This window comes from Roseateles sp. GW821-FHT09B06, assembly GCF_059418245.1.
On the sequence record NZ_JBWKPM010000012.1, the window covers coordinates 1 to 23,171 of the forward strand.

Consider the following 23,171-nt stretch of genomic DNA (forward strand, 5'->3'; position numbering starts at 1 on the left):
ACCGCGACCGGCTCCGGCGCCACGACCGTCGGCGCGGCGCGCCGTTCGATCGCGCTGGCGGGGGCCAGCAAGGTGGCGGTACGCAGCGGCGCCAAGCTCGGCGGCGCGGGCAGGCCGGACGTCAGCGCTTCGGCGCCGGGCAGGGCCTGCCGGGGCAGCGGCGCGGCCGGCGCGGCAACGGCAGTGGGGGCCGGCAACTGGGCCGGTAGTTGGGCCGGACGCGCGGCCTCGCCGTCAGGCAGGCTGCCGGGCTGCTGGCGCCACTGGCCCAGGCGGGCCGCACCCGGTGTCGGCGGCAGCGCCGCGGGCTCCTCGCGCCGCACCGCGCCGCCAAAGCGCTCGGTCTTCGCGCTGCCCGGGGCGCCGACGTCCGGCCGCGCCACCTCGGGGGCCGCTGGGGCGGGCCGGGGTGGGCCCGGCATCTTGTCGGCAGGCTCGGCCTCGCGCAGGCGCACGCTCAGCGAACCCCAGACGCCCTCACCCGGCCGCGCGCTGCCGCCCGGCGTGTTGCCCAGCAGGAGCACCAGCAGGATGTGCAGCAGCAGGGCCAGGGTCAGGCATTGACCCAGCCTGCGGTCGGTCAGGGGAACGGGCATCGGGCTCGTGCGGCCCATGGCGGAAGACGAGAGAGGCAGGGAGAGAAGCACGCGCGCAGTGTGCCCAGCGGCCTGCCGCGCCGCAACATGGACCGGACCGGGCTTTCACCAATGGCTGGGCCGCGGCTCAGCGCATTGAATCGATCCATCGGAGACAGCATCAGAGCCATCGCCATGAACAGCAGCCCGGCCGACACGGTCAAGCAGTTCCACAGCTTCGCCGAGTTCTACCCCTTCTATCTGGGCGAACACCAAAACCGGACCTGCCGGCGCCTGCACTTCATCGGCTCGACCCTGGCCCTGCTGTGCCTGGCCTGGACCCTGTACAGCGGACAGCTGCAGTTCCTGCTCTACGGCCTGCTGTGCGGCTATGCCTTCGCCTGGCTCGGCCATTTCGGCTTCGAGAAGAACAAGCCGGCCTCCTTCAAGCGCCCGCTCTACAGCTTCATGGGCGACTGGGTGATGTACAAGGACATCTGGGCCGGCCGGATTCCCTTCTGATCTGCCGGAGCCCACCCCCTAAGCGCTGCGCGCGCCCCCCCAAGGGGGCAGGCCCAATGGCCCGGCAGAGCCGGATCCGCGGGCCTCGCTGGGTCAATGCACTCAAGCAGCCAAGAGTGGGCGCAGCTGGCAGGATCAGGCGGCCAGTTGTGGACGCAACTGGTTCAGCATGTCCTCGGCCATCGCGGCCAGGTCGTAGTCCAGCTTCCAGCCCCAGTCGGCCTGGGCCGCGCTGTCATCGATGCGCTGCGGCCAGCTGGCGGCTATGGATTGGCGAAAGTCGGGCGCGTAGTCGATGCGGAAGTCCGGGATGTGCCTCCTGATCTCGGCCGCTATTTCTCGCGGCGTGAAGCTGACGCCGGCCAGGTTGTAGCTGCCGCGCTGCTTGATCTGTTCTGCCGGAGCCTCCATCAGTTCGATCGTCGCGCGCAAGGCGTCGGGCATGTACATCATCGGCAGGGCCTGGCCCTCCTCGAGGAAGCAGCTGTAGCGGCCCGATTTGAGCGCGCCATGGAAGATGTCGATCGCGTAGTCGGTGGTGCCGCCGCCGGGCGGGGTCTTGTAGCTGATCAGCCCGGGATAGCGCAGGCTGCGCACGTCGACGCCATGCTTGGCGTGGTACCAGGCGCACCAGCGCTCGCCGGCCAGCTTGGAGATGCCATAGATGGTCGTCGGATCCATCACCGTGGTCTGCGGCGTGTCGACGGACGGGGTGCTGGGGCCGAAGGCCGCGATCGAGCTGGGCCAGAAGATCTTGTCGAGCTTGTGCACCCGGGCCAGTTCCAGCACGTTCAGCAGGCCCTTCATGTTCAGGTCCCAGGCCCACATCGGGTGCTGCTCGCCGGTGGCCGATAGCGCGGCGGCCAGATGGTAGATCTGGGTGATGCCGTGGCGCTTGACCACGGCCGTCAGCGCGGCGGCGTCGGTCACGTCCAGCATCTCGTGGCGCAAGGCCTTGACGCGGCCCTCCGGGGCGACATCGCTGGTGATGACATTGTCGTTGCCGTGGCGCTTGGCCAGCTCGACGGCCAGCTCGCTGCCGATCTGGCCGTTCGCGCCGATGATCAGGATCTTCGTGCTCATGTCTTCTGCTGCTTATTGTTTGATCAGGCCCAGTTCGCGACCGGCCTGCGTGAAGGCGGCGACGGCCCGCTCGAGATGCTCGCGCTCGTGCACCGCCGAGACCTGCACGCGGATGCGCGCCTGGCCCTTGGGGACGACCGGGAAGAAGAAGCCCACCGCGTAGATGCCCAGCTCCAGGATGCGGGCGCTCAAGCGCTGCGCCAGCACCGCGTCGTGGACCATGATGGGCACGATCGGATGGGTGCCGGGCTTGATCTCGAAGCCGGCAGCCTGGATGGCCTGGCGGAAATAGGCCGTGTTGGCCTCAAGCTTGTCGCGCAGCGAAGTCGAGGCCTCCAGCAGGTCCAGCACCGCGATCGAGGCGCCGACGATGCTGGGCGCCACCGTGTTCGAGAACAGATAGGGGCGCGAGCGCTGGCGCAGCAGTTCGATCACTTCCCTGCGGCCGGTGGTGAAGCCGCCCGAGGCGCCGCCCAGCGCCTTGCCGAGCGTCCCGGTGATGATGTCGACCTTGCCGAACACGCCGCGGTGCTCATGCGTGCCGCGGCCCGTCTTGCCCAGGAAGCCGCTGGCATGGCATTCGTCGATGCCCAGCAGCGCACCGTAGCGGTCGGTGATCTCGCGGATCTTGTCGAGCTGGGCGATCGTGCCGTCCATCGAGAACACGCCGTCGGTGAACACCAGGGTGAAGCGCGCGCCGGCGGCCTTGGCGGCCTGCAGCTGGGCCTCGAGGTCGGCCAGATCGTTGTGCTTGTAGCGCAGGCGCTTGGCCTTGCACAGGCGGATGCCGTCGATGATCGAGGCATGGTTCAGCTCGTCGCTGATGATCGCGTCCTGCTCGGTGAGCAGCGGCTCGAACAGGCCGCCATTGGCATCGAAGGCCGCCGCGTAGAGGATGGTGTCCTCGGTGCCGAGGAACTTGGCCAGGCGCTGCTCCAGGGTCTTGTGCAGGTCCTGGGTGCCGCAGATGAAGCGCACCGACGACAGGCCGTAGCCATGCGTGCGCAGGGCCTCGTGGGCCGCCTCGATCACCTGGGGATGGGAGGACAGGCCCAGGTAGTTGTTGGCGCAGAGATTGATCACCTCGCGCCCATCGGCGGTCTTCACCATCGCGCCCTGCGGAGTCGTGATGACGCGCTCGCTCTTGTAGAGCCCGGCCTCGCGGATGCCGGCCAGCTCGGCCTGCAGGTGCGCATAAAAGTCTTGGGCGGTGGTCATGTCGGGCGACTCCTGGTGCACAATTCACTAAACAGAACACAGTTCGATATATCGAACTTTCGTGCAGTATCTGAGAATTGCTTTTCACGGTCAAGCCCGCCACCCAGCATGAGCGCCAATCCCGCCGAATCCCTGGAACCGCCACGCGTCGGCGCCACGCTGCAAGCCCTGCGCCAGGCCCAGGGCCTGTCGCTGGACGAGTTGTCGCGCCGCGCCGGCGTCAGCAAGTCGATGCTGTCGCAGATCGAGCGCAACCAGGCCAACCCGACCGTGGCCGTGGTCTGGCGCCTGGCCAATGCGCTGCGGGTCGAACTGTCGGAGCTGCTGGGCGGCGAGAAGCCGGCGGCGCCGGCGATCGAGACCGTGGCCTCGCATGCCACGCCCAGCCTGGCCAGCCCGGACGGGCTGTGCACCTTGCGCATCCTCGGGCCTATCGACCTGGCCGGGCAGTTCGAGTGGTACGAGCTGACGGTGCAGCCCGGCGGCGCGCTGGAGTCGGCGGCCCATGAGCCCGGTTCGCGCGAGCATCTGTCGGTGCTGAGCGGCGCACTGGAGGTGACGGCGGGACAGGTCAGCCAGGCGCTGAAGGCAGGCGAGACCGCCCGCTATGCGGTGGACGGGCCGCATGCGATCCGCAACCACGGCGGCGAGCCGGCCACGGCGCTACTGGTCGTCCTGCATCCCTAACAATTCCGCCACGCTGCAGCGCGCCCAATCGCCATGGCGCCACAGCGGCGTCAGCGCGCCGCTGCGCTGGGCCAGCAGGGCCTGCAGCAGCGGCGCTGCGGGCGTGACGTCTGGCGCCACCAGCAGCACCAGGCGCTGCGCGCCGGCCTCCTCCAGTCGGCCCAGCCAGTCCATCGCCAGCAGGGCGTCGAGCGAGGGTTCCAGCTGCAGCGGGTCAATGCGCAGGCGCAGTGCCAGTTCCTGCGCCGACAGGCCGGGCTGCCCCAGCTTCTGGCCACGCCAGAGCTCACGGATCGCCTCCAGCGCCAGTTCCAGCGGCAGTCCCGGGGCCTCGGCGCGGTGCAGCATGCGACCGCCCAGCGCGGGAATGTTCGCCGCCAGCAAGGCCCCCAGCAGCATGATGACCCAGCCCAGGTACATCCAGATCAGGAAGATCGGCACGGTGGCGAAGGCACCGTACAAGGTCGAGTAGGTCGGCACCTGCTTGACGTACCAGGCGAGCAGGCTCTTGGCCAGGTCGAAGGCGATCGCGACGAACAGACCGCCGGCCAGCGCATGGCGCCAGCGCACATGGGTGTTGGGCACGTAATGGAACAGGCCGCCCACCGCGGCGCTCAGCACCACCAGCTCGATGCCGTTCAGCACCGCGGCCAGCCCGCCCGGCAGGCCGCCGACCAGGCCCTTGCCGGCCGAGACCGCGTAGCCGGTCAGGGTCAGGCTCGCGCCCAGCAGCAGCGGCCCCAGGGTCAGTGCGGCCCAGTAGACCAGCACCCGCTGCACCATCGGGCGCGGCCGCTTGACCCGCCAGATCGTGTTCAGGGTGCGGTCGATCGTGAACATCAGGGTCAGCGCCGTGAGGCCCAGCACCACCAGGCCCACCAGGCCCAGGCGGTTCGCCTTGGCGGCGAACTGGGTCAGCGCGCCCAGCACCGGTTTGGCGATATTGGCCGGGATCAGGCTCTGCAGAAAGTACTTCTCCAGCGCCTGCTGGAAGCTGGCGAAGATCGGGAAGGCGGTGAACAGGGCCAACATCACCGTCAGCAGCGGCACCAGCGAGATCAGGGTGGTGAAGGTCAGGCTGCCGGCGGTCTGGCCCAGGCGCGCCTCGGCAAAGCGCAGGCGCAGCGTGTGGAGGGTGGCCAGCCAGGGCCAGTGCAACAGGCGCTGCAACAGGGGCTCGTTCTTGGAGAGGCTCGGGGAAACAGTCATGCTGGCTATGATGCCAGCCATGTCGTCCCCCTCTCCCGAAATCTCGAGCCCGAACAGCGGCCGCAGCCGGGCCTCGGCCCAGGAAACCCTGTCGCGCAACCTCGCCCTGGCGGGCCTGGCCGCCCTCTTCGTGCTGTGCCTGGCCTGGGAGCTGTGGCTCGCGCCGACCGGGCGCGGCACCCTGGCCATCAAGGCCCTGCCGCTGCTGATCCCCTTCGTCGGCCTGTGGCGCTACCGGCTCTACACCTTCCGCTGGCTGAGCCTGATGATCTGGCTCTACGCCGCCGAGGGCGCGGTGCGCGCCACCAGCGACCGCGGCCCCTCGGTGCCGCTGGCCTGGATCGAGCTGCTGCTCAGCGGCCTGATCTTCACGGCCTGCGCCCTGCATGTGCGGCAGCGCCTGCGCGCCGCCAAGGCGGCGCCATGACAAGCGCGTTCCTCGATGCGCTGCGGGCCACGATCGGCCCGGGCCAGGTGCTGAGCGGTGCCGACGCCATGGCCTTCGAGCGCGACTGGCGCAAGCGCTATGTCGGCCGCGCGCTCGCGGTGGCCCGCCCCGGCAGCACGGCCGAGGTGGCCGCGTTGCTGAAGCTCTGCGCCGCGCATCGCGTGGCCGTGGTGCCGCAGGGCGGCAACACCGGTCTGGTGGGCGGCTCGACACCGGACGACAGCGGCCGGCAGCTGCTGCTGAGCCTGACGCGGCTGAACAAGGTGCGCGAGATCGACGCCGCCAACCTGACGATGACCGTCGAGGCCGGCTGCGTGCTGCAGGCCGTGCAGGAGGCGGCCGCCGCCCAGGGCCTGCTGTTCCCCTTGAGCCTGGCGGCCGAGGGCAGCTGCACGATCGGCGGCAATCTGGCGACGAACGCCGGCGGCACCCAGGTGCTGCGCTACGGCAATGCGCGCGAGCTGTGTCTGGGGCTGGAGCTCGTGACGGCGGCCGGCGATGTCTGGGACGGGCTATCGGGCCTGCGCAAGAACAACACCGGCTACTCCTTAAGCGATCTCTTCGTCGGCAGCGAGGGCACCTTGGGCGTGATCACCGCCGCCACGCTGAAGCTCTATCCGCAGCCGGTCGCGCGCATGACCGCGCTGGCCGCCTGCGCCAGCCCGGACGCCGCGGTGGCGCTGCTGTCGCTGTCACAGGCACGCGCCGGCTCGGGCCTGACCGGCTTCGAGCTGATGAACGCCTTCTCGCTGAGCCTGGTGCGCCGCCATTTCCCGCAGCTGGTCCAGCCGCTGCCGCCTTCGCCCTGGACCGTGCTGCTGGAGCTGTCCGACAGCGGGAGCGAGGCCCATGCCCGCGCGCTGTTCGAGGGCCTGCTGGAGACGGCGCTGGAACAGGGCCTGATCGCCGATGCCGCGGTGGCCGAGAGCGTCGCGCAGTCGCGGGCCATGTGGCATCTGCGCGAATCGATCCCGCTGGCGCAGAGCGAGGAAGGCCTGAACATCAAGCACGACATCGCCCTGCCCGTCTCGCGCATCCCGGCCTTCGTGGAAAGCACCGACGCGGCGCTGCAGGCCGCCTTCCCGGGCGTGCGCCTGGTGGACTTCGGCCATCTGGGCGACGGCAATCTGCACTACAACGTGCAGGCGCCCGAGGGCGTCGATCCCGCCGCCTTCCTGCGCGAGCGCGAGGCCGCGGTCAACGCGCTGGTGTTCGACGCGGTGCAGGCGCTGGGCGGCTCGATCTCGGCCGAGCATGGCATCGGCCGGCTCAAGCGCGAGGAACTGGCGCGGCGCGGCAGCCCGGTGGCGCTGGACATGATGCGGGCCATCAAAAAGGCCCTGGATCCCCAGGGCCTGCTCAATCCGGGACGCGTGCTGTAGCGATCAGTCCGCGCCCTGTGGCAATGCCGGCCCGCGACGGCCGCGCGCCAGCTTCACCAGCCTGGCCAGGCCGCGCCAGAGCATGCGGATGCCCACCAGGGTCAGGATCGCCTCGACGAAGGTCAGCAGGAAGGCCAGCGCGGTGTTCCAGCGCGCATCGCGGCGCTGGAACTTGGCGATCATGCGGTCCTTGGCGATCTCGATGCTGTCGTAGAAGCTCGGCACCATCAAGAGGGTCAGGAAGGTCGAGGTGATCGTGCCGCCGATGATGGCCACGGCCATCGGGCGGTAGAACTCGCCGCCTTCGCCGACGCCGATGGCCACCGGCAGCATGCCGGCGATCAGCGCGAAGGTGGTCATCAGGATCGGGCGGAAGCGCTTGCGGCCCGCGTGCATCAGCGCCTCCTCGCGCGGCACGCCGTTGGCCTCCTCCTGGCGCGCCGCGTCCAGCAGCAGGATCGCGTTCTTCGCCACCAGGCCGGCCAGCATGATGATGCCGATGAAGCTCATCAGGTTCAGCGTGCCCTTGGTCAGCAAGAGCGCCAGCACCACGCCGATCAGGGAGAGCGGCTGCGACAGCATCACGCCCAGCGGTGCGGTGAAGCTGCCGAACTGCATCACCAGGATCAGGTACATCAGGCCGATGCCCGAGACCAGGGCGATGGCCATCGCGCCGAACACCTCCTCCTGGTCCTTCGACGCGCCCGCCAGCTCGATGCCGTAACCGGGCGGGAAGTTGATCGCCTTGGCCAGCGCCAGCGCGTCCTTGGTCACCTCGCCGGGCGAGCGGCCCTGGGCGTTGGCCGAGACCGCGATCATGCGCTTGCCGTCGGCATGCTGGATCTTGGCCGGGCCCTTGCCCATCGTGACGGTGGCGATCTGCTCCAGCGGCACCATCATGCCGCTGCCGGCCACGGTGATCGGCAGGCGCTCGATATTGCTGGCATCCACCCGGTCCTGCGGCGCCAGGCGCACCGCCACATCGCGGGTCTCGCCGCTCGGGTCGACCCAGTCGCCCACCTCGACGCCGGCGAAGGCCACGCGCAAGGCGGTGGCGGCATCGCCGACCGAGATGCCCATCGCATTGGCCAGGCCGCGGTTCAGCTCGATCTGCAGCTCGTTCTGCGGATCCTGTTCCGACAGACCCACGTCGACCGCGCCCTTGACCTCGCGCAGCTTGGCCATGTAGTCGTTGGTGATCTCCAGCAGCTTGCGCGAGTCGGTGCCGTGGAAGCGGATCTGCACCGGCTTCTGCGCGCCGTTGTTGAGGTCGTCCAGCACCACATACTCGGCCCCGACCAGGGTGGCGACGCGCTCGCGCAGCTCCCGGGCGATCTCGGCGGCGCTGCGCTTGCGCTCGGTGCTCTTGCCCAGGTCCACATAGATGCGGCCGCCGCTGACGTTCACATAGCTGTTGGTGGCCTTGGTCTCCGGGATCTCGCGCGCCAGCTTGGCCGCGGCCTCCATCTTCAGCTTGGCATATTCCAGGCTGGCGCTGGCGGGGGTGCGCACCTCGACGGCGATGGTGCCGGAGTCCGAGGCCGGCAGGAAGCTGGTGCCGCCGAACATGTTCTGCAGCGCGATGGCCGCGACGAAGCTGGCAACGGCGAAGAAGGCCATCCAGCGCCGATGATGCAGGGCCCAGGCGATCACCAGGCCATAGCGATCGGCCTGGTGATCGAACCAGTCGTTGAAGCGCTGCAGCAGCCTGGAGAGGCCCTTCTTCGGCGCCTCGTGATGCCCCGGCGGGTCGCCCCAGAAGGCCGACAGCATCGGGTCCAGGGTGAAGGAGATGAACAGGCTCACCAGCACCGAGGCCACCACGGTCAGGCCGAAGGGCCGGAACCATTCACCCGAGACGCCGGGCATGAAGGCCACCGGCACGAACACCGCGACGATCGAGAAGGTGGTGGCGGCCACGGCCATGCCGATCTCGGCCGTGCCGTTGAGTGCCGCGCTGCGCCGGTCGGCGCCGCGCTCCATATGGCGCACGATGTTCTCGCGCACCACGATGGCGTCGTCGATCAGCACGCCGATCGCCAGCGACAGGCCCAGGAGGCTCATGAAATTGAGCGTGAAGCCGCACAGCCACACCGCGATAAAGGCCGCGATCACCGAGGTCGGCAGCGAGGTGGCGGTGATCAGGGTCGAGCGCCAGGAGTTCAGGAACACATAGACCACCAGGATGGTCAGGCCGGCGCCGAACACCAGGGCGTGGATCACGTTGTCCAGGCTGTTCTGAGCGTCCCGGCCGCCGTCCTGCGTGACCTCCAGCTTGGTGCCGGCCGGCAGGGTCTTGGCAATCTCGTCGACCAGCTTGCGCACGTCGTTGGCGACGCTGACGGTCGAGGCGTCGCGCGAACGGGTCACCGACATGCCGACATTGGGCGAGCCGTTGCGCACGCTGATGCTGGTGCGCTCGGCGAAGCCGTCGCGGATGCTGGCCACCTGGCCCAGGCGCACCAGCTCGCCGCCCAGGCGCTTGACCACGATCTGCTCGAACTCGGCCGGCGATTCGATGCGCCCCAGCAGGCGGATGCTCTGGTCTTCCAGCGTGCCGCGCACCTTGCCCACCGGGGCCGTGGTGTTCTGGGCACGCAGCGCGTTGACGACCTCGGTCACCGAGACGTTGAACTCGCGCAGCTTCTGGGCGTGCAGCAGCACCGAGAGCTCGCGGGTCAGCGCGCCGTTGACCTCCACCGTGGCCACGCCGCTGATGCTGCGGAAGCGGTCGGCCAGCTGATCCTCGGCCAGGCGCGAGATCTCGGCATGGCTCTGGCCGGTGGACGACAGCGCCAGCTGCATGATGGGCTGGGTGGCGGGGTCGATGCGGCGCAGCACCGGCTCGCGCATCTCGACCGGCAGCTTGTGACGCACCGCGCCGATGGCATTGCGCACCTCGTCGGCGGCCTCCACCATGTTCTTGCTGAACTCGAAGATCAGCACCAGCTGGGCATTGCCCTCGTTGGCGGTGGCGCGCACCTCGGTGACGCCGGAGATGCTCTGCAGCGATTTCTCGATGCGGTTGATGATCTCGCGCTCGCTGGTCTCGGGCGAGGCGCCGGGGTAGTTGATGCTGACCACCATCACCGGCTGCTCGACGTCCGGAATCTGGTTGACGCGCAGCTTCTTGAGCGCCAGCAGCCCGAGGGCCATCAGCGCGATGATGATGACGACGGTCGCGACCGGCTTCTTGACGCTGAAGTTGGACAGAAACATCTCAGCCTCCGTTCTGGGCGGCGGAGGCGGCGGGCGCGCTGGCGGCGGCCTTGGCCAGTTGCACCGCGCGGCCGTCGGCCAGCGCGGTGTTCAGATGGCGCAGCACCTGGTCGCCCTGCTTCAGTCCGGCGGTGACCTGGTAGAGGCCCTGGCGCTCGTCGCGCTCGCCGAGCTTGATGCCCACCTTCGCCAGCTTGCCGTCCTGCACGCGCCAGACGAAGGCCTGGTCGCCCTCGCGCTGGATCGCGCTGTCGGCCAGCATCAGCGCGTTGACGCTCTGGCTCAGCACGCGGCCCTCGGCATAGAGGCCGGCCACGCCGGGCTGCTGCGCGCCGGCAAAGCTCACCAGCACCTCCACCTGGCGGGTGGTGGCGTTGGCCGCGGCGGCGATGCGACGCACCTGTCCCTGGAAGTCGGTCTGGGCATAGCCGTTGACCTTGAAATAGACCGTCTGGCCCAGCTTCAGCTCGGACATGCGGTCGGCCGACACCAGGCCCTCGAAGCGCATGCTGGCCGGGTCGATCACCTTGACCAGCTCCTTGCCGATCTGGGCGGTGTCGCCGGCCGAGACCTTGCGGTCGGAGACGATGCCGTCGAAGGGCGCGCGCGCCTCGGTGCGCTGCAGCTGCTGGCGCGCGGTGGCGGCTCGGGCCTTGGCCCCGACCCAGTCGCTCTGGGTGTTGTTGCGCCGGACCTCGGCGTCTTCCATCGCCTGCATCGAGGTCATGCCCTGCCCCTGCAGGGTCTTCATGCGCTGGAACTGGCGCTCGGCCTGCTCGAAGGCCTGGCTGGCGGCGCGCGCGGCCTCCTCGGCGGAGGACAGGCTCTCGCGGATGGCGCTGTCGTCCAGCCGCACCAGCAACTCACCGCGCTTGACCTTCTCGCCATTCTCCTTGAACACCTGCAGCACGACGGCCTGGACCTCGGCGCGCAGGTCGGCGCGCTTCTCCGGCTGGATCGAGCCGGTGATGACCGGGCCGCTGGCATAGCTGGACAGGCCCATGGCCTGCAGATCCTCGGGCGACAGCAGCAGCGGCTTGGCCGCGGCCGGTGCCTTGGCGGCCTGGGCGGCCCCGTTGCCGGGCTTGCCGCAGGCCGACAGGAGAAGCACAAGAGAGCTGGCAACTACGAGGGCATGCAGGCGATGGCGCATCATCAAGGGGCTCCGGGATTGTTTTACGCTGCGCCTCCCTGGGCACAGATCCGGGCATCTTGCCATGCGGCATGAGCGGCGCCCAAGCCGCTTGCGACGAACGCAAGCCTGGTGCCGCTGAGCAGCAGAAACGGGGGATGAGCGGTGGCGGGCGCGGGGGGCTGCACGCCGGGGGCGGCTATTGCAGCGTGCCCTTCAGCGGCTCGGGCAGCGCGATGACCTCGATGCCCTCCTCCACCAGCGCCAGCGCGTCCTCGCGGCTGGCGCTGCCACGGATGCCGCGCTCCTCGGCCTCGCCGTAATGGATGCGACGGGCTTCCTCGGCGAAGCGTTCGCCGACGTCCTCGGTCCCGGCCAGCATCTGGCGCACCAGCTGCAACGCCGTCAGCTGCGGGTCGGGGCGCGCCGCGGGCGCCGCGGCCACGGGCTCGCGCTGCTTCGAGACATTCAGGCGCGGCGCGCTGGGCAGGCGCTGCACCCGGCCGCTGGCGCAGACCGGGCAGCTGACCAGACCGCGGTCCTGCTGGGATTCGAAGTCATCGGCCGAGCCGAACCAGCCTTCGAAGCGGTGGCCCTTGTCGCAGCCGAGGTTGAGTACGAGCATGACGGAATTGTGACGCGAGCCGGCTCAGGCCGCCGGGCGCCAGTCCAAAGCCCATGCGCCGGACTGCCAGCGCGACAGCCACAGCAGGCCGATCAGGGTCTTGGCGTCGGTCAGCTCACCGCGTGCGGCCAGCAGTTCCAGCTCGGACGGCGTGTGGATGACCAGATCGAGGAACTCGCCCTCGTCGAGCCGACGTTCGCCCTGGGTGAGGCCGCGGGCGAAGAAGATCTCGATGCCCTCGTCCGAGTAGGCGATGGCGTTGTGCAGCACGCCGGCATGGGCCCATTCGCGCGCGCGGTAGCCGGTTTCCTCCAGCAGCTCGCGCTGGGCACAGGCCAGCCTGTCCTCGCCGGCGTCGAGCTTGCCGGCCGGAAATTCCAGCATCACCCGCCCCATCGGATAGCGGTATTGGCGCTCCATCAGCAGGCGGCCGTCGTCCAGCAGGGGCACGACCATCACCGCCCCGGGGTGGACGATGTACTCGCGCGCCGATTCCTTGCCGTCGGGCAGGCGCACGGTGTCGCGCCGCACATCGAGAAAGTGGCCGCGGTAGACCTGCCGGCTCTCGATCTTCAGCTCGGCCAGGCGCCGCAATTCGTCCCGATCGTCAAGCATGGCGGTGGCGCCTCAGATAGCGCCAGACAAAGCCGGGGAAGCCCAGCGTGATGAACAGGCACAGGGCGGCCGCGTAGAACTCCCAGCCCTGCGGCTGGCGCTGGCCCAGGCGCGACTCCAGGAACACGCCCAGCCCCAGGGTCAGCGCCGCCAGCAGCAGCAGCTCAAGCAAGCGCCAACCGAAGGGCTTGGGCCGGCGCACGGGCCCCAGCAGCAGCACCCGGTTGCTGAAATAGGGCGCATTGGCCGCCACCAGGGCGACCAGCAGCACCAGCCAGACCGCAGCGGACTGATCCATCCGCCGGTTCTTACTGAGCCAGCAGCTTGACGATGGCCTGTGCGCACATCGCCATCAGTCCACCCGGCAGCAGACCGAACAGCAGCACGGCGGCGCCGTTCAGCGACAGCACGGTGCGCACGTCGGCCGGGGCCGTCAGCGGCGCGCCGTCGGTCGGCTCCTCGAAGAACATCACCTTGATGACGCGCAGGTAGTAGAAGGCGGCGATCAGCGACAGCAGCACCGCCACCACGGCCAGGCCGATATAGAACGGCACATTGGTCGCGACCATGGCCTGCAGCACGGCCAGCTTGGCATAGAAGCCCGCGGTGGGCGGAATGCCGGCCAGCGAGAACATGAAGATGGTCATCACCAGCGCATACCAGGGGCTGCGCTTGGCCAGGCCGGCCAGGTCCTTGATCTCCTCGGCCTCATGGCCTTGGCGCGACAGCAGCAGGATGATGCCGAAGCTGCCCAGCGTGGTCAGCACATAGGTGACCGCAAAGAACAGCGAGGAGCTGTAGGCGTTGGCGGTCAGATCCTTGCTGTCGCCCACCACGCCCGAGGCCATGCCCAGCAGCATGAAGCCCATCTGCGCGATGGTCGAATAGGCCAGCATGCGCTTCAGGTTGCTCTGCGCGATGGCCGCCAGGTTGCCGACGATCATCGACACCAGGGCCAGCACCAGCAGCATCTGCTGCCAGTCGACCGCGAGACCCAGCATGCCCTCCACCAGCAGGCGGATCGTGATGGCGAAGGAGGCCAGCTTGGGCGCGGCGCCGATCAAGAGGGTCACGGCCGTCGGGGCGCCGTGGTAGACGTCGGGCACCCACATATGGAAGGGAGCGGCGCCCAGCTTGAAGGCCAGGCCGGCCACCACGAAGACCACGCCGAACACCAGCACCGACTTGTTCACCGCGCCGGTGGCGATCACCTCGAAGACGCGCGGGATGGCCAGCGAACCGGTGGCGCCGTACATCATCGACAGGCCGTAGAGCAGGAAGCCGCTGGCCAGCGCGCCGAGCACGAAGTACTTCATCGCGGCCTCGGTCGAGACCGCATGGTCGCGCCGCAGCGCCACCAGGGCGTAGAGCGACAGGGTCATCAGCTCCAGGCCGAGATAGATGACCAGGAAGTTGTTGGCCTGCAGCATCACCATGATGCCCAGCAGGGAGAACAGGCTCAGGGTGAACAGCTCGCCCTTGAGGATGTCGCGGTGCGCGGCGTAGGGGCGCGCATAGACCAGGGTCACGATGGTCGCGATGCAGGCGAAGAAGCCCAGCAGATGCCCCATCGGGTCGGACACCACCATGCCCTGCATGGCGATCTCGGTCTGACCGCCGTTGAAGTAGCTGAGGTGCATGGCGCCGACCACGGCCACGCTGAGCTGCGTCAGCCAGTAGGTCGGCCGGCGCTCGGGATCGGTGACGAACAGATCCACCAGGGCCACGACGCAGGCCATGAGCAGGAGAATGATTTCGGGATAAACCGCGAGCCAGTTCATAGTGTTCATTGTTGGATGGCCCTCAAGCGTCAAGGTGCGACCAGCTTGGACTGGGCCACATGCTTCAGCAGTCCGTCGACCGAGTGGTGCATCACGTCGGTGAAGGGCTTGGGATAGATGCCCATCCACAGCGTGGCCACGGCCAGCGCGCCCAGCATCAGAAACTCGCGGGCGTTGATGTCGGTCAGCGCGCGCACATGGTCGTTGGTGACGGCGCCGAAATAGACGCGCTTGTACATCCACAGCGTGTAGGCAGCACCGAACACCAGCGCGGTGGCGGCCAGCGCGCCCAGCCAGAAGCTGTGCTTCACGGTGCCCAGGATCACCATCCACTCGCCGACGAAGCCGGCGGTGGCGGGCAGGCCGCAATTGGCCATCGCGAAGAACAGCGCCAGCGCGGCGAACTTGGGCATGGTGTTGACCACGCCGCCGTAGGAAGCGATCTCACGCGAATGCACGCGGTCGTAGAGCACGCCGATGCACAGGAACATCGCGCCGGAGACGAAACCATGCGAGATCATCTGCACCAGACCGCCGGAGACGCCGAGCTCGTTGAAGATGAAGAAGCCCAGGGTCACGAAGCCCATGTGGGCCACCGACGAGTAGGCCACCAGTTTCTTCATGTCCTGCTGGACCAGGGCCACCAGGCCGATATAGACCACGGCGATCAGCGACAGCGCGATGATGACCCAGGCGTACTCGCGCGCGGCATCCGGCGCGATCGGCATCGAGAAGCGCAGGAAGCCATAGGCACCGAGCTTCAGCATGATGGCGGCCAGCACCACCGAGCCGCCGGTGGGCGCCTCCACGTGGGCGTCCGGCAGCCAGGTGTGCACCGGCCACATCGGCACCTTGACCGAGAAGGCAGCGAAGAAGGCGATGAACAGCAGGATCTGCGCGGGCATGCCCAGCGGCAGACGGTGCCAGGTCTGGATGTCGAAGCTGCCACCGGACTTCAGGTACAGATAGAGCAGCGCGATCAGCATCAAGAGCGAGCCGGCCAGCGTGTACAGGAAGAACTTGAAGGCCGCATAGACGCGCTTCGGACCGCCCCAGACACCGATGATGATGTACATCGGGATCAGCGTGGCCTCGAAGAAGACGTAGAACAGCAGCCCGTCCAGCGCCGAGAACACGCCGATCATCAGACCCGACAGGATCAGGAAGGCGCCCATGTACTGATTGACGCGCTCGGTGATGACCTCCCAGGCGGAGATCACGACGATCACCGTGATGAAGGCGGTCAGCGGCACGAACCACATCGAGATGCCGTCGACACCCAGGTGGTAGAAGACATTGAAGCGTTCGATCCAGGGCAGCTTCTCGCCGAACTGCATCGCGGCCGAGCCGGTGTCGAAACCGGTGATCAGCGGCAGGGTGACCAGGAAACCGATCACGGCCGCCACCAGCGCCAGCCAGCGCACGGTGTTGGCCTGATCGTCACGACCCAGGGCCAGCAGCAGCAAGCCGCAAGCAATGGGCAACCAAATGGCAAGACTTAGCAACATTCTTGTTCTCCGCCCGCCGCTCAGAAGCCCGCCAGGGCCTTGAATTGGGGCCCGATATAAGGCCAGAGCTTCCAGGTCATCAGACCGATCACGCCCAGGATCATCACCAGCGCATACCAGTACAGGTGGCCGGTCTGGACGCGGCGCACGGCGGCGGCGATGCCGCCCACGGTACGGGCCGAGCCGTTGATCAGCACACCGTCGATCAGGCCCTGGTCGCCCACCTTCCAGGCCGTCAGGCCCAGACCGCGGGCCAGACGGGCCAGCACGTTCTCGTTGAACCAGTCCATGAAGTACTTGTTCTCCAGGACCACGATCAGCGGCCGCAGCAGCTTGGCCAGGGTGGCGGGAATCGCCGGCCAGATCAGGTAGAACAGGTAGGCGGTCACGACGCCGGCCAGCGCCAGCCAGAACGGCGCGGTCTGCAGGCCGTGCAGCGCCATCGCGCCGGCACCGTGGAACTCGGAAGCCAGTTCCTTCATCGCGTGGTGGACCTCGTGGTTGACGAAGATCGAGTCCTTGAAGAAATCGCCGAACAGCATCGGCTGGATCGCCAGGAAGCCGATCACGACCGAGGGGATGGCCAGCAGGATCAGCGGCGCGGTCACCACCCAGGGCGACTCGTGCGGCGTGTGGTCCTCGTCATGGGCGTGGTGCGCGTCATGCTCGGCCGCGTCTTCCTGCGGGAAGGGCTTGTGATGGAAGTTCTCCTTGCCGTGGAAGACCAGGAAGTACATCCGGAACGAATAGAAGGCGGTCACGAACACGCCCGCCAGCACGGCGAAATAGGCGAAGCCGGCGCCGGGCAGGTGGCTGGCGTGCACGGCCTCGATGATCGAGTCCTTCGAGTAGAAGCCCGCGAACAGCGGCGTGCCGATCAGGGCCAGCGAGCCCAGGAGCGAGGTGATCCAGGTGATCGGCATGTACTTGCGCAGGCCGCCCATGTTGCGGATGTCCTGGTCGTGGTGCATGCCGATGATCACCGAGCCGGCGCCGAGGAACAGCAGGGCCTTGAAGAAGGCGTGCGTCATCAGGTGGAACACCGCGACCGAGTAGGCCGAGGCACCCAGCGCCACGGTCATATAGCCCAGCTGCGACAGCGTGGAATAGGCAACCACGCGCTTGATGTCGTTCTGGATGATGCCCAGGAAGCCCATGAACAGCGCGGTGATCGCGCCGATCACCAGCACGAAGTTCAGCGCGGTGTCCGAGAGTTCGAACAGCGGGCTCATGCGGGCGACCATGAAGATGCCGGCCGTCACCATCGTGGCGGCATGGATCAGCGCGGAAATCGGGGTCGGGCCTTCCATCGAGTCCGGCAGCCAGACATGCAGCGGGAACTGCGCCGACTTGCCCATCGCGCCGATGAACAGGCAGATGCAGGCCACCGTCAGCATCATCCAGTCGCTGCCCCACAGCGGGGCGTCGAACTTGATCTGGGACAGTTCCTGCGCCTTGGCGAAGGTTTCGCCATAGTTCAGCGTGCCGCCGTAGGCCACCAGCAGGCCGATGCCCAGGATGAAGCCGAAGTCGCCGACCCGGTTCACCAGGAAGGCCTTCATATTGGCGAAGATCGCGGTCGGCTTGGTGTACCAGAAGCCGATCAGCAGATAGGACACCAGGCCCACCGCTTCCCAGCCGAAGAACAGCTGCAGCATGTTGTTGCTCATCACGAGCATCAGCATCGAGAAGGTGAACAGCGAGATGTAGCTGAAGAAGCGCTGGTAGCCCGGGTCTTCCTCCATGTAGCCGATCGTGTAGATGTGCACCATCAGCGACACGAAGGTCACGACGCACATCATCATCGCGGTCAGGCCGTCGACCAGGAAGCCGACCTCCATCTTCAGGCCGCCCAGCACCATCCATTCGTAGACGGTCTGATTGAAGCGGGCGCCGTCGACGGCCACCGACTTCAAGGTCATCGCCGAGATGATGAAGGCGATCAGCACCCCGAGGATGGTGATCGAGTGGGCGCCGCGGCGGCCCACCTGCTTGCCGAAGAAACCGGCGACGATGGCGCCGACCAGCGGGGCCAGCGGCACCGCCAGCAGCATGTTCTGTGAGAGTGTTGCGGACATCTTCTTCTTAGCCCTTCAGCGCGTCCAGTTCTTCCACATTGATGCTGGCGCGGTTGCGGAACAGCACGACCAGGATCGCGAGACCGATGGCCGATTCGGCCGCGGCCACCGTCAGGATGAAGAACACGAAGACCTGGCCGGCCATGTCACCCAGGTAATGGGAGAAGGCCACGAAGTTCAGGTTGACGGCCAAGAGCATCAGCTCGATGGCCATCAGGAGCACGATCAGGTTCTTGCGGTTCAGGAAGATGCCGATCACCGACAGCGCGAACAGGATCGCGCCCAGCGTCAGGAAATGGCCCAAAGTCAATCCACTCAGCGCAGCCATCTCAAGCGCCTCCTTGCGTGTTGTTCTCGGCGGGAGCCACCGCGGGCACGTCCAGCGTCGGCTGCATCTTGACGATGCGCAGGCGGTCGCTCTTCTTGACCTTGACCTGCTCCGACGGGTCCTGGTAGCGCGAGTCCTTGCGGCGGCGCAGGGTCAGCGCGATCGCGGCGACGATGGCCACCAGCAGCAGCACGGCGGCGATCTGCAGCGGGTACAGGTAGCGGGTGTAGACCTCGATGCCCAGCAGCTTGGTGTTGCCGAGCTTGGCCGCGGCGGCGCTCAGCTCGGGCGCCTCGGAGACCCGGAAGCCGCCCATCAGCACGGCAGCCATCTCCAGCGCGATCAGCGCGCCGACCAGGCCGGCCAGCGGCAGATGCTTCCAGAAGCCTTCGCGCAGATTGGTCACACCTTCGCCCGAGGTGATGTCCAGCATCATCACGACGAACAGGAACAGCACCATCACGGCGCCGATATAGACCAGCACCAGGGCGATGGCCAGGAACTCGGCCTTCAGCAGCATCCAGATGCAGGCGGCGTTGAAGAAGGCGAGGATCAGGAACAGCGCCGAATGCACGGTGCTGCGCGCCGTGATCACACGGAACGAAGCGCCGAGCAGCACGGCGGCGAAAACATAGAAGAGCGCGGTGATGGTATCCATGCGATTCCAGCAAACTCGTGGCTCTCGACCTTGAGGCGTCCGCCGGGCCGCCCCAAGGACGACTCGGGCAGATGAGTGACGGCCTGGCCGTCGTTCATCTGCGTCCCCTCGGGGGACCGGCCGGGTACTCCCGGACGAGGGGTCAGCGATATTTGGCGTCGGCCTCCTTGGTGGCGGCGATTTCGGGTTCGTAGCGGTCGCCCACGGCCAGGAGCATGTCCTTCGTGAAGTACAGATCGCCACGCTTCTCGCCGTGGTATTCGAAGATGTTGGTCTCGACGATGGAGTCCACCGGGCAGCTTTCCTCGCAGAAGCCGCAGAAGATGCACTTGGTCAGGTCGATGTCGTAGCGCGTGGTGCGGCGCGAGCCGTCGGCCCGCACGTCGGATTCGATCGTGATGGCCATCGCGGGGCAGACCGCCTCGCAGAGCTTGCAGGCGATGCAGCGCTCCTCGCCGTTCTCGTAGCGGCGCAGCGCATGCAGGCCGCGGAAACGCGGCGACAGCGGCGTCTTCTCCTCGGGGAACTGCACGGTGATGTTGCGCGACAGGAAATGCCGGCCGGTCAGGGCCATGCCCTTGAACAGCTCGGTGAGCATGAAGCTCTTGATGAAGTCTTTAACCATTTCGGCTTTACTTCCAGATATTCAGCGGCGACTGGATCCACAGGCCGACGACGACCAGCCAGACCAGGGTCACGGGAATGAAGATCTTCCAGCCCAGGCGCATGATCTGGTCATAGCGGAAGCGCGGGAACGTGGCGCGCACCCAGAGGAACAGGGTCACGACGAAGAAGGTCTTGCCGAACAGCCAGGCCCAGTTCCAGAACGCCATCGTGTTCTGGATGAAGCTCGGCGTCTCCATGCCAAGCAGGCTCCAGGAGATCGGCGCGCTCCAGCCGCCCAGGAACATCACCACGGCCAGGGCCGAGACGAGGATCATGTTGGCGTACTCGGCCAGGAAGAACATCGCGAAGGACATGCCCGAGTACTCGATCATGTGGCCCGCGACGATCTCCGACTCGCCTTCCACCACGTCGAAGGGATGGCGGTTGGTCTCGGCCAGGCCGGAGATGAAGTAGACGATGAAGATGGGCAGCAGCGGCAGCCAGTTCCAGGACAGGAAGTTCAAGCCCATCGCGGCGAACATGCCCTTCTCCTGCACCTGCACGACCGTGGTCATGTTCAGGCTGCCGGTCACCATCAGCACCACCACCAGGGCGAAGCCCATGGCGATTTCGTAGCTGACCATCTGGGCCGAGGCGCGCAGCGCGCCCAGGAAGGCGTACTTCGAGTTGGAGGCCCAGCCGGCGATGATCACGCCATAGACCTCCAGCGAGGTGATGGCCATGACGAACAGCAGGCCGGCGTTGACGTTGGCCACCGCGGCCTCCGGACCGAAGGGCACGACCGCCCAGGCGGCCAGGGCCGGCATGATGGTCATGATGGGGCCGAGGAAGAACAGGCCCTTGTTCGCGGCCGTCGGGACGATGATCTCCTTGAAGATCAGCTTCACCGCATCGGCGATCGGGGTCAGCAGGCCGTAGGGGCCGACGCGGTTCGGGCCCGGGCGGATCTGCGACCAGCCGATGGCCTTGCGCTCCCACAGGGTCAGGTAGGCGACGCAGATCATCAGCGGCGCGATCACCGCGATGATCTTCATCAGGCTCCAGACCAGGGGCCAGAAGCCGCCCAGCAGCGAGGCGCCGGAGGTGTAGAGGGTATCGATCATGATGCTCGCTTGTTCCTCAGGCCTTGGTCACGGTCAGGGTGCCGAACAGCGCACCGAGGCCGGCGGTCTCGGCCAGGCCGGCCGGCACGCGCACCACATTGGCGGGCAGGCCCGGTTCCAGCTTGGCGCTCAGCTCGGCGGCGCCGGCGCCGTCCTGGGTGATGCGCACGCGCGCGCCCGGCGAAGCCAGGCCCAGCTGCGACCACAGCACCTTGGGCAGACCGGCCACGGCGGCCTGGCGGCCATCGGTGGTCAGCTGCAGCGAGGTCGAGCAGCGCACCAGCGCGTCGGTCGCATAAATCGGCAGCGAGGCCAGGCGCTCCAGGCCGTTGCTCGCGGCGGTGGCTTGCACCGCGGCCGAGCCGGCCATCGATTGGTTCGACAGGCGCGCGCTCAGATCGGCCGCATCGACACCCAGAGCCTCGCTCTTGACCTGCTCCGAGCTTTCCTGCTCAAAGCCGGGAAGCGCCAGCAGATTGCCCAGCACGCGCAGGATCTTCCAGCCCGGGCGGGTGTCGCCGCGCGGCTTGACCACGCCGACGAAGCTCTGCGCGCGGCCCTCGGCATTGACGAAGGTGCCCGAGGTCTCGGTGAAGGGCGCGGTCGGCAGCAGCACGTCGGCATACTCCAGACCGGTCTTGAAGGGGCTCATCACGACGACCATCTCGGCCGCGGCCAGGGCCTTGGCGGCCGCGGCCGCGTTGGCGCTGTCCAGCACCGGGTCGGTGTTCAGCAGCAGCACGCCCTTCAGCGCACCCTCGGTCAGCATCTGGGCGGCGTTCAGGCCGCCGTCACCGCCATGGCCATTCGGCTGCGCGCCGACCAGCTGAGCGCCGACGGTGTTGGCGGCCTCGGTCAGATAGCCGACCGTGGCGCCGGTCTGCGCGGCGATCCAGTTGGCCAGGCTCAGCAGGCCGGCGGCCTGCGGATGCTGCGCGGCGGCATTGCCCAGCAGCACGGCCTTCTTCTGGCCGGACAGCAGCGCGCCGGCGATCGCCTTGGCGGCGTCGGTCGCGTTGCCCGTGACGGGCGCGGCGGCGCCGGTCGTCGCCGACACGGCGGCGGCCACATCGGCCAGGGCCTGCGGCCAGGACAGCGGGGCTGTCGTGATGCGCGCGGCGATCGGCATCAGCCAGTCGTCCTCGCTGGCGCCGACGGCCAGGATCTTGGCGCCGCGGCGGGCGGCCTGGCGCAGGCGCTGGGCGAACAGCGGGTGGTCCTTGCGCAGCTGCGAGCCGATCACCAGGGCGCGATCCAGCTCGGACAGCGCGGCGATGGGCAGGCCCAGCCACTGTGCCTTGCCGGCCTCGGCCAGATTGCCGAAATCGGCATGGCGCAGGCGGTGGTCGACGTTCTGGCTGCCGATGCCGCGCACCAGCTTGGCCAGCAGGTGCAGCTCTTCCACCGTGCTATGGGCCGAGCCCAGGGCACCGATGGCGTTCGCGCCATGCTCGGCCTTGATCAGCTTCAGGCCGTTGGCCACGTATTCCAGCGCCGTGGTCCAGTCGACGTTCTTCCAGGCACCGCCCTGCTTGATCATCGGCTGGGTGACGCGGGCGTCGCTGTTCAGGGCTTCATAGGAGAAGCGGTCGCGGTCGGCGATCCAGCACTCGTTGACGGCCTCGTTCTCCAGCGGCACGACGCGCATCACCTCGTTGCCCTTGACCTGCACGATCAGGTTGGCACCGGTGCTGTCATGCGGCGACACGCTCTTGCGGCGCGACAGTTCCCAGGTGCGGGCGCTGTAGCGGAAGGGCTTGCTGGTCAGCGCGCCGACCGGGCAGATGTCGATCATATTGCCCGACAGCTCGGAATCGACGGTACGCCCGACGAAGGTCTGGATCTCGCTGTGCTCGCCGCGGTGCGCCATGCCCAGTTCCATCTGGCCGGCGATCTCCTGGCCGAAACGGACGCAACGGGTGCAATGGATGCAACGGCTCATCTCCTCCATCGAGATCAGCGGGCCGACGTTCTTGTGGAACACGACGCGCTTCTCTTCCGAGTAGCGCGACTTGCCGCCGCCATAGCCGACGGCCAGATCCTGCAGCTGGCATTCGCCGCCCTGGTCGCAGATCGGGCAATCCAGCGGGTGATTGATCAGCAGGAACTCCATCACGCCCTGCTGGGCCTTGATGGCTTTCTCGCTCTTGGTGCGCACGATCATGCCCTGGGTCACCGGCGTGGCGCAGGCGGGCATGGGCTTGGGCGCCTTCTCCACGTCCACCAGGCACATGCGGCAGTTGGCGGCGATGGTGAGTTTCTTGTGGTAGCAGAAGTGAGGGATGTAGGTGCCGGCCTTGTCGGCGGCATGCATCACCATGCTGCCTTCCTTGACCTCCACCTTCTGACCGTCGAGTTCGATTTCAACCATAG

20 protein-coding genes and 1 pseudogene are annotated in these 23,171 nt (G+C 67.7%); 4 read left to right on the forward strand and 17 right to left on the reverse strand.

The features are described 5' to 3' along the window. Window positions 1-596, reverse strand: a pseudogene (locus AC07OQ_RS12335) (hypothetical protein); the annotation flags it as partial. A 174-nt stretch (window positions 597-770) separates the two neighbouring features. Here AC07OQ_RS12335 and AC07OQ_RS12340 point away from each other — a divergent pair. Next, the gene (locus AC07OQ_RS12340) at window positions 771-1,097 is read left to right on the forward strand and encodes an Mpo1-like protein (RefSeq protein WP_495053426.1); all 327 of its coding nucleotides are present in this window, start codon (window positions 771-773) and stop codon (window positions 1,095-1,097) included. Window positions 1,098-1,232: 135 nt separating this feature from the next. Here AC07OQ_RS12340 and AC07OQ_RS12345 read toward each other — a convergent pair whose 3' ends face one another. Beyond that, entirely contained in the window at window positions 1,233-2,180 is a 948-nt protein-coding gene (locus AC07OQ_RS12345; protein ID WP_495053427.1) for an NAD-dependent epimerase/dehydratase family protein, read from the reverse strand. A 12-nt stretch (window positions 2,181-2,192) separates the two neighbouring features. Then, window positions 2,193-3,398, reverse strand: a complete 1,206-nt coding sequence (kbl, locus tag AC07OQ_RS12350) for a glycine C-acetyltransferase (protein WP_495053428.1) — start codon at window positions 3,396-3,398, stop codon at window positions 2,193-2,195. A gap of 108 nt (window positions 3,399-3,506) precedes the next feature. On the opposite strand from kbl, the gene AC07OQ_RS12355 reads away from it, so the two are divergent. Further along, a complete protein-coding gene (locus tag AC07OQ_RS12355; protein WP_495053429.1) occupies window positions 3,507-4,085 on the forward strand; it encodes a helix-turn-helix domain-containing protein in 579 nt (192 codons plus the stop codon). Here the strand turns inward: AC07OQ_RS12355 and AC07OQ_RS12360 are convergent. Further along, entirely contained in the window at window positions 4,062-5,294 is a 1,233-nt protein-coding gene (locus AC07OQ_RS12360) for a YihY family inner membrane protein (RefSeq protein ID WP_495053430.1), read from the reverse strand. The genes AC07OQ_RS12355 and AC07OQ_RS12360 overlap by 24 nt on opposite strands. Before the next feature lie 10 nt (window positions 5,295-5,304). Between AC07OQ_RS12360 and AC07OQ_RS12365 the strand changes: the two genes are divergently transcribed. Further along, a complete protein-coding gene (locus AC07OQ_RS12365) occupies window positions 5,305-5,721 on the forward strand; it encodes a DUF2069 domain-containing protein (RefSeq protein ID WP_495053552.1) in 417 nt (138 codons plus the stop codon). After that, the gene (locus tag AC07OQ_RS12370; protein ID WP_495053431.1) at window positions 5,718-7,124 is read left to right on the forward strand and encodes an FAD-binding oxidoreductase; all 1,407 of its coding nucleotides are present in this window, start codon (window positions 5,718-5,720) and stop codon (window positions 7,122-7,124) included. Before AC07OQ_RS12365 ends, AC07OQ_RS12370 begins: the two co-directional genes overlap by 4 nt. A 3-nt stretch (window positions 7,125-7,127) precedes the next feature. Here AC07OQ_RS12370 and AC07OQ_RS12375 read toward each other — a convergent pair whose 3' ends face one another. The 13 genes from AC07OQ_RS12375 to nuoG all read right to left on the reverse strand — a co-directional run bounded on the left by AC07OQ_RS12375 (window position 7,128) and on the right by nuoG (window position 23,169). Continuing rightward, a complete protein-coding gene (locus tag AC07OQ_RS12375) occupies window positions 7,128-10,343 on the reverse strand; it encodes an efflux RND transporter permease subunit (RefSeq protein ID WP_495053432.1) in 3,216 nt (1,071 codons plus the stop codon). Between the two features lies 1 nt (window position 10,344). Then, a complete protein-coding gene (locus AC07OQ_RS12380; protein WP_495053433.1) occupies window positions 10,345-11,454 on the reverse strand; it encodes an efflux RND transporter periplasmic adaptor subunit in 1,110 nt (369 codons plus the stop codon). A gap of 220 nt (window positions 11,455-11,674) precedes the next feature. Further along, window positions 11,675-12,100, reverse strand: a complete 426-nt coding sequence (locus AC07OQ_RS12385; RefSeq protein WP_495053434.1) for a DUF1178 family protein — start codon at window positions 12,098-12,100, stop codon at window positions 11,675-11,677. A 24-nt stretch (window positions 12,101-12,124) separates the two neighbouring features. Next, complete coding sequence (locus tag AC07OQ_RS12390; RefSeq protein ID WP_495053435.1) at window positions 12,125-12,715, reverse strand: NUDIX domain-containing protein; 591 nt, start codon at window positions 12,713-12,715, stop codon at window positions 12,125-12,127. Next, window positions 12,708-13,013, reverse strand: coding sequence for a DUF2818 family protein (locus AC07OQ_RS12395; protein ID WP_495053436.1), 306 nt, complete (start codon window positions 13,011-13,013; stop codon window positions 12,708-12,710). The genes AC07OQ_RS12390 and AC07OQ_RS12395 overlap by 8 nt, the downstream gene beginning before the upstream one ends. Window positions 13,014-13,023: 10 nt before the next feature. Next, window positions 13,024-14,505, reverse strand: a complete 1,482-nt coding sequence (gene nuoN, locus AC07OQ_RS12400) for an NADH-quinone oxidoreductase subunit NuoN (RefSeq protein WP_495053437.1) — start codon at window positions 14,503-14,505, stop codon at window positions 13,024-13,026. Window positions 14,506-14,525: 20 nt separating this feature from the next. Beyond that, window positions 14,526-16,004 carry an NADH-quinone oxidoreductase subunit M gene (locus AC07OQ_RS12405; protein WP_495053438.1) on the reverse strand — a complete coding sequence of 493 codons (1,479 nt, stop codon included), beginning with the start codon at window positions 16,002-16,004 and terminating at the stop codon, window positions 14,526-14,528. Window positions 16,005-16,024: 20 nt separating this feature from the next. Next, window positions 16,025-18,082 (reverse strand): NADH-quinone oxidoreductase subunit L, encoded by a 2,058-nt coding sequence (gene nuoL / locus AC07OQ_RS12410; RefSeq protein WP_495053439.1) that lies wholly within the window; start codon window positions 18,080-18,082, stop codon window positions 16,025-16,027. A gap of 7 nt (window positions 18,083-18,089) precedes the next feature. After that, window positions 18,090-18,410, reverse strand: coding sequence for an NADH-quinone oxidoreductase subunit NuoK (nuoK, locus tag AC07OQ_RS12415; RefSeq protein WP_495053440.1), 321 nt, complete (start codon window positions 18,408-18,410; stop codon window positions 18,090-18,092). A 1-nt stretch (window position 18,411) separates the two neighbouring features. Continuing rightward, on the reverse strand, window positions 18,412-19,068 hold the full coding sequence (locus tag AC07OQ_RS12420; RefSeq protein ID WP_495053441.1) for an NADH-quinone oxidoreductase subunit J: 657 nt from the start codon (window positions 19,066-19,068) through the stop codon (window positions 18,412-18,414). A gap of 142 nt (window positions 19,069-19,210) precedes the next feature. Then, window positions 19,211-19,693, reverse strand: coding sequence for an NADH-quinone oxidoreductase subunit NuoI (gene nuoI / locus AC07OQ_RS12425; RefSeq protein WP_495053442.1), 483 nt, complete (start codon window positions 19,691-19,693; stop codon window positions 19,211-19,213). Between the two features lie 7 nt (window positions 19,694-19,700). Continuing rightward, window positions 19,701-20,798: an NADH-quinone oxidoreductase subunit NuoH gene (gene nuoH, locus AC07OQ_RS12430; protein WP_495053443.1), complete on the reverse strand. Its 1,098-nt coding sequence runs from the start codon at window positions 20,796-20,798 to the stop codon at window positions 19,701-19,703. A 16-nt stretch (window positions 20,799-20,814) separates the two neighbouring features. Continuing rightward, window positions 20,815-23,169, reverse strand: coding sequence for an NADH-quinone oxidoreductase subunit NuoG (gene nuoG / locus AC07OQ_RS12435; RefSeq protein ID WP_495053444.1), 2,355 nt, complete (start codon window positions 23,167-23,169; stop codon window positions 20,815-20,817). Between the last annotated feature and the right edge of the window lie 2 nt (window positions 23,170-23,171).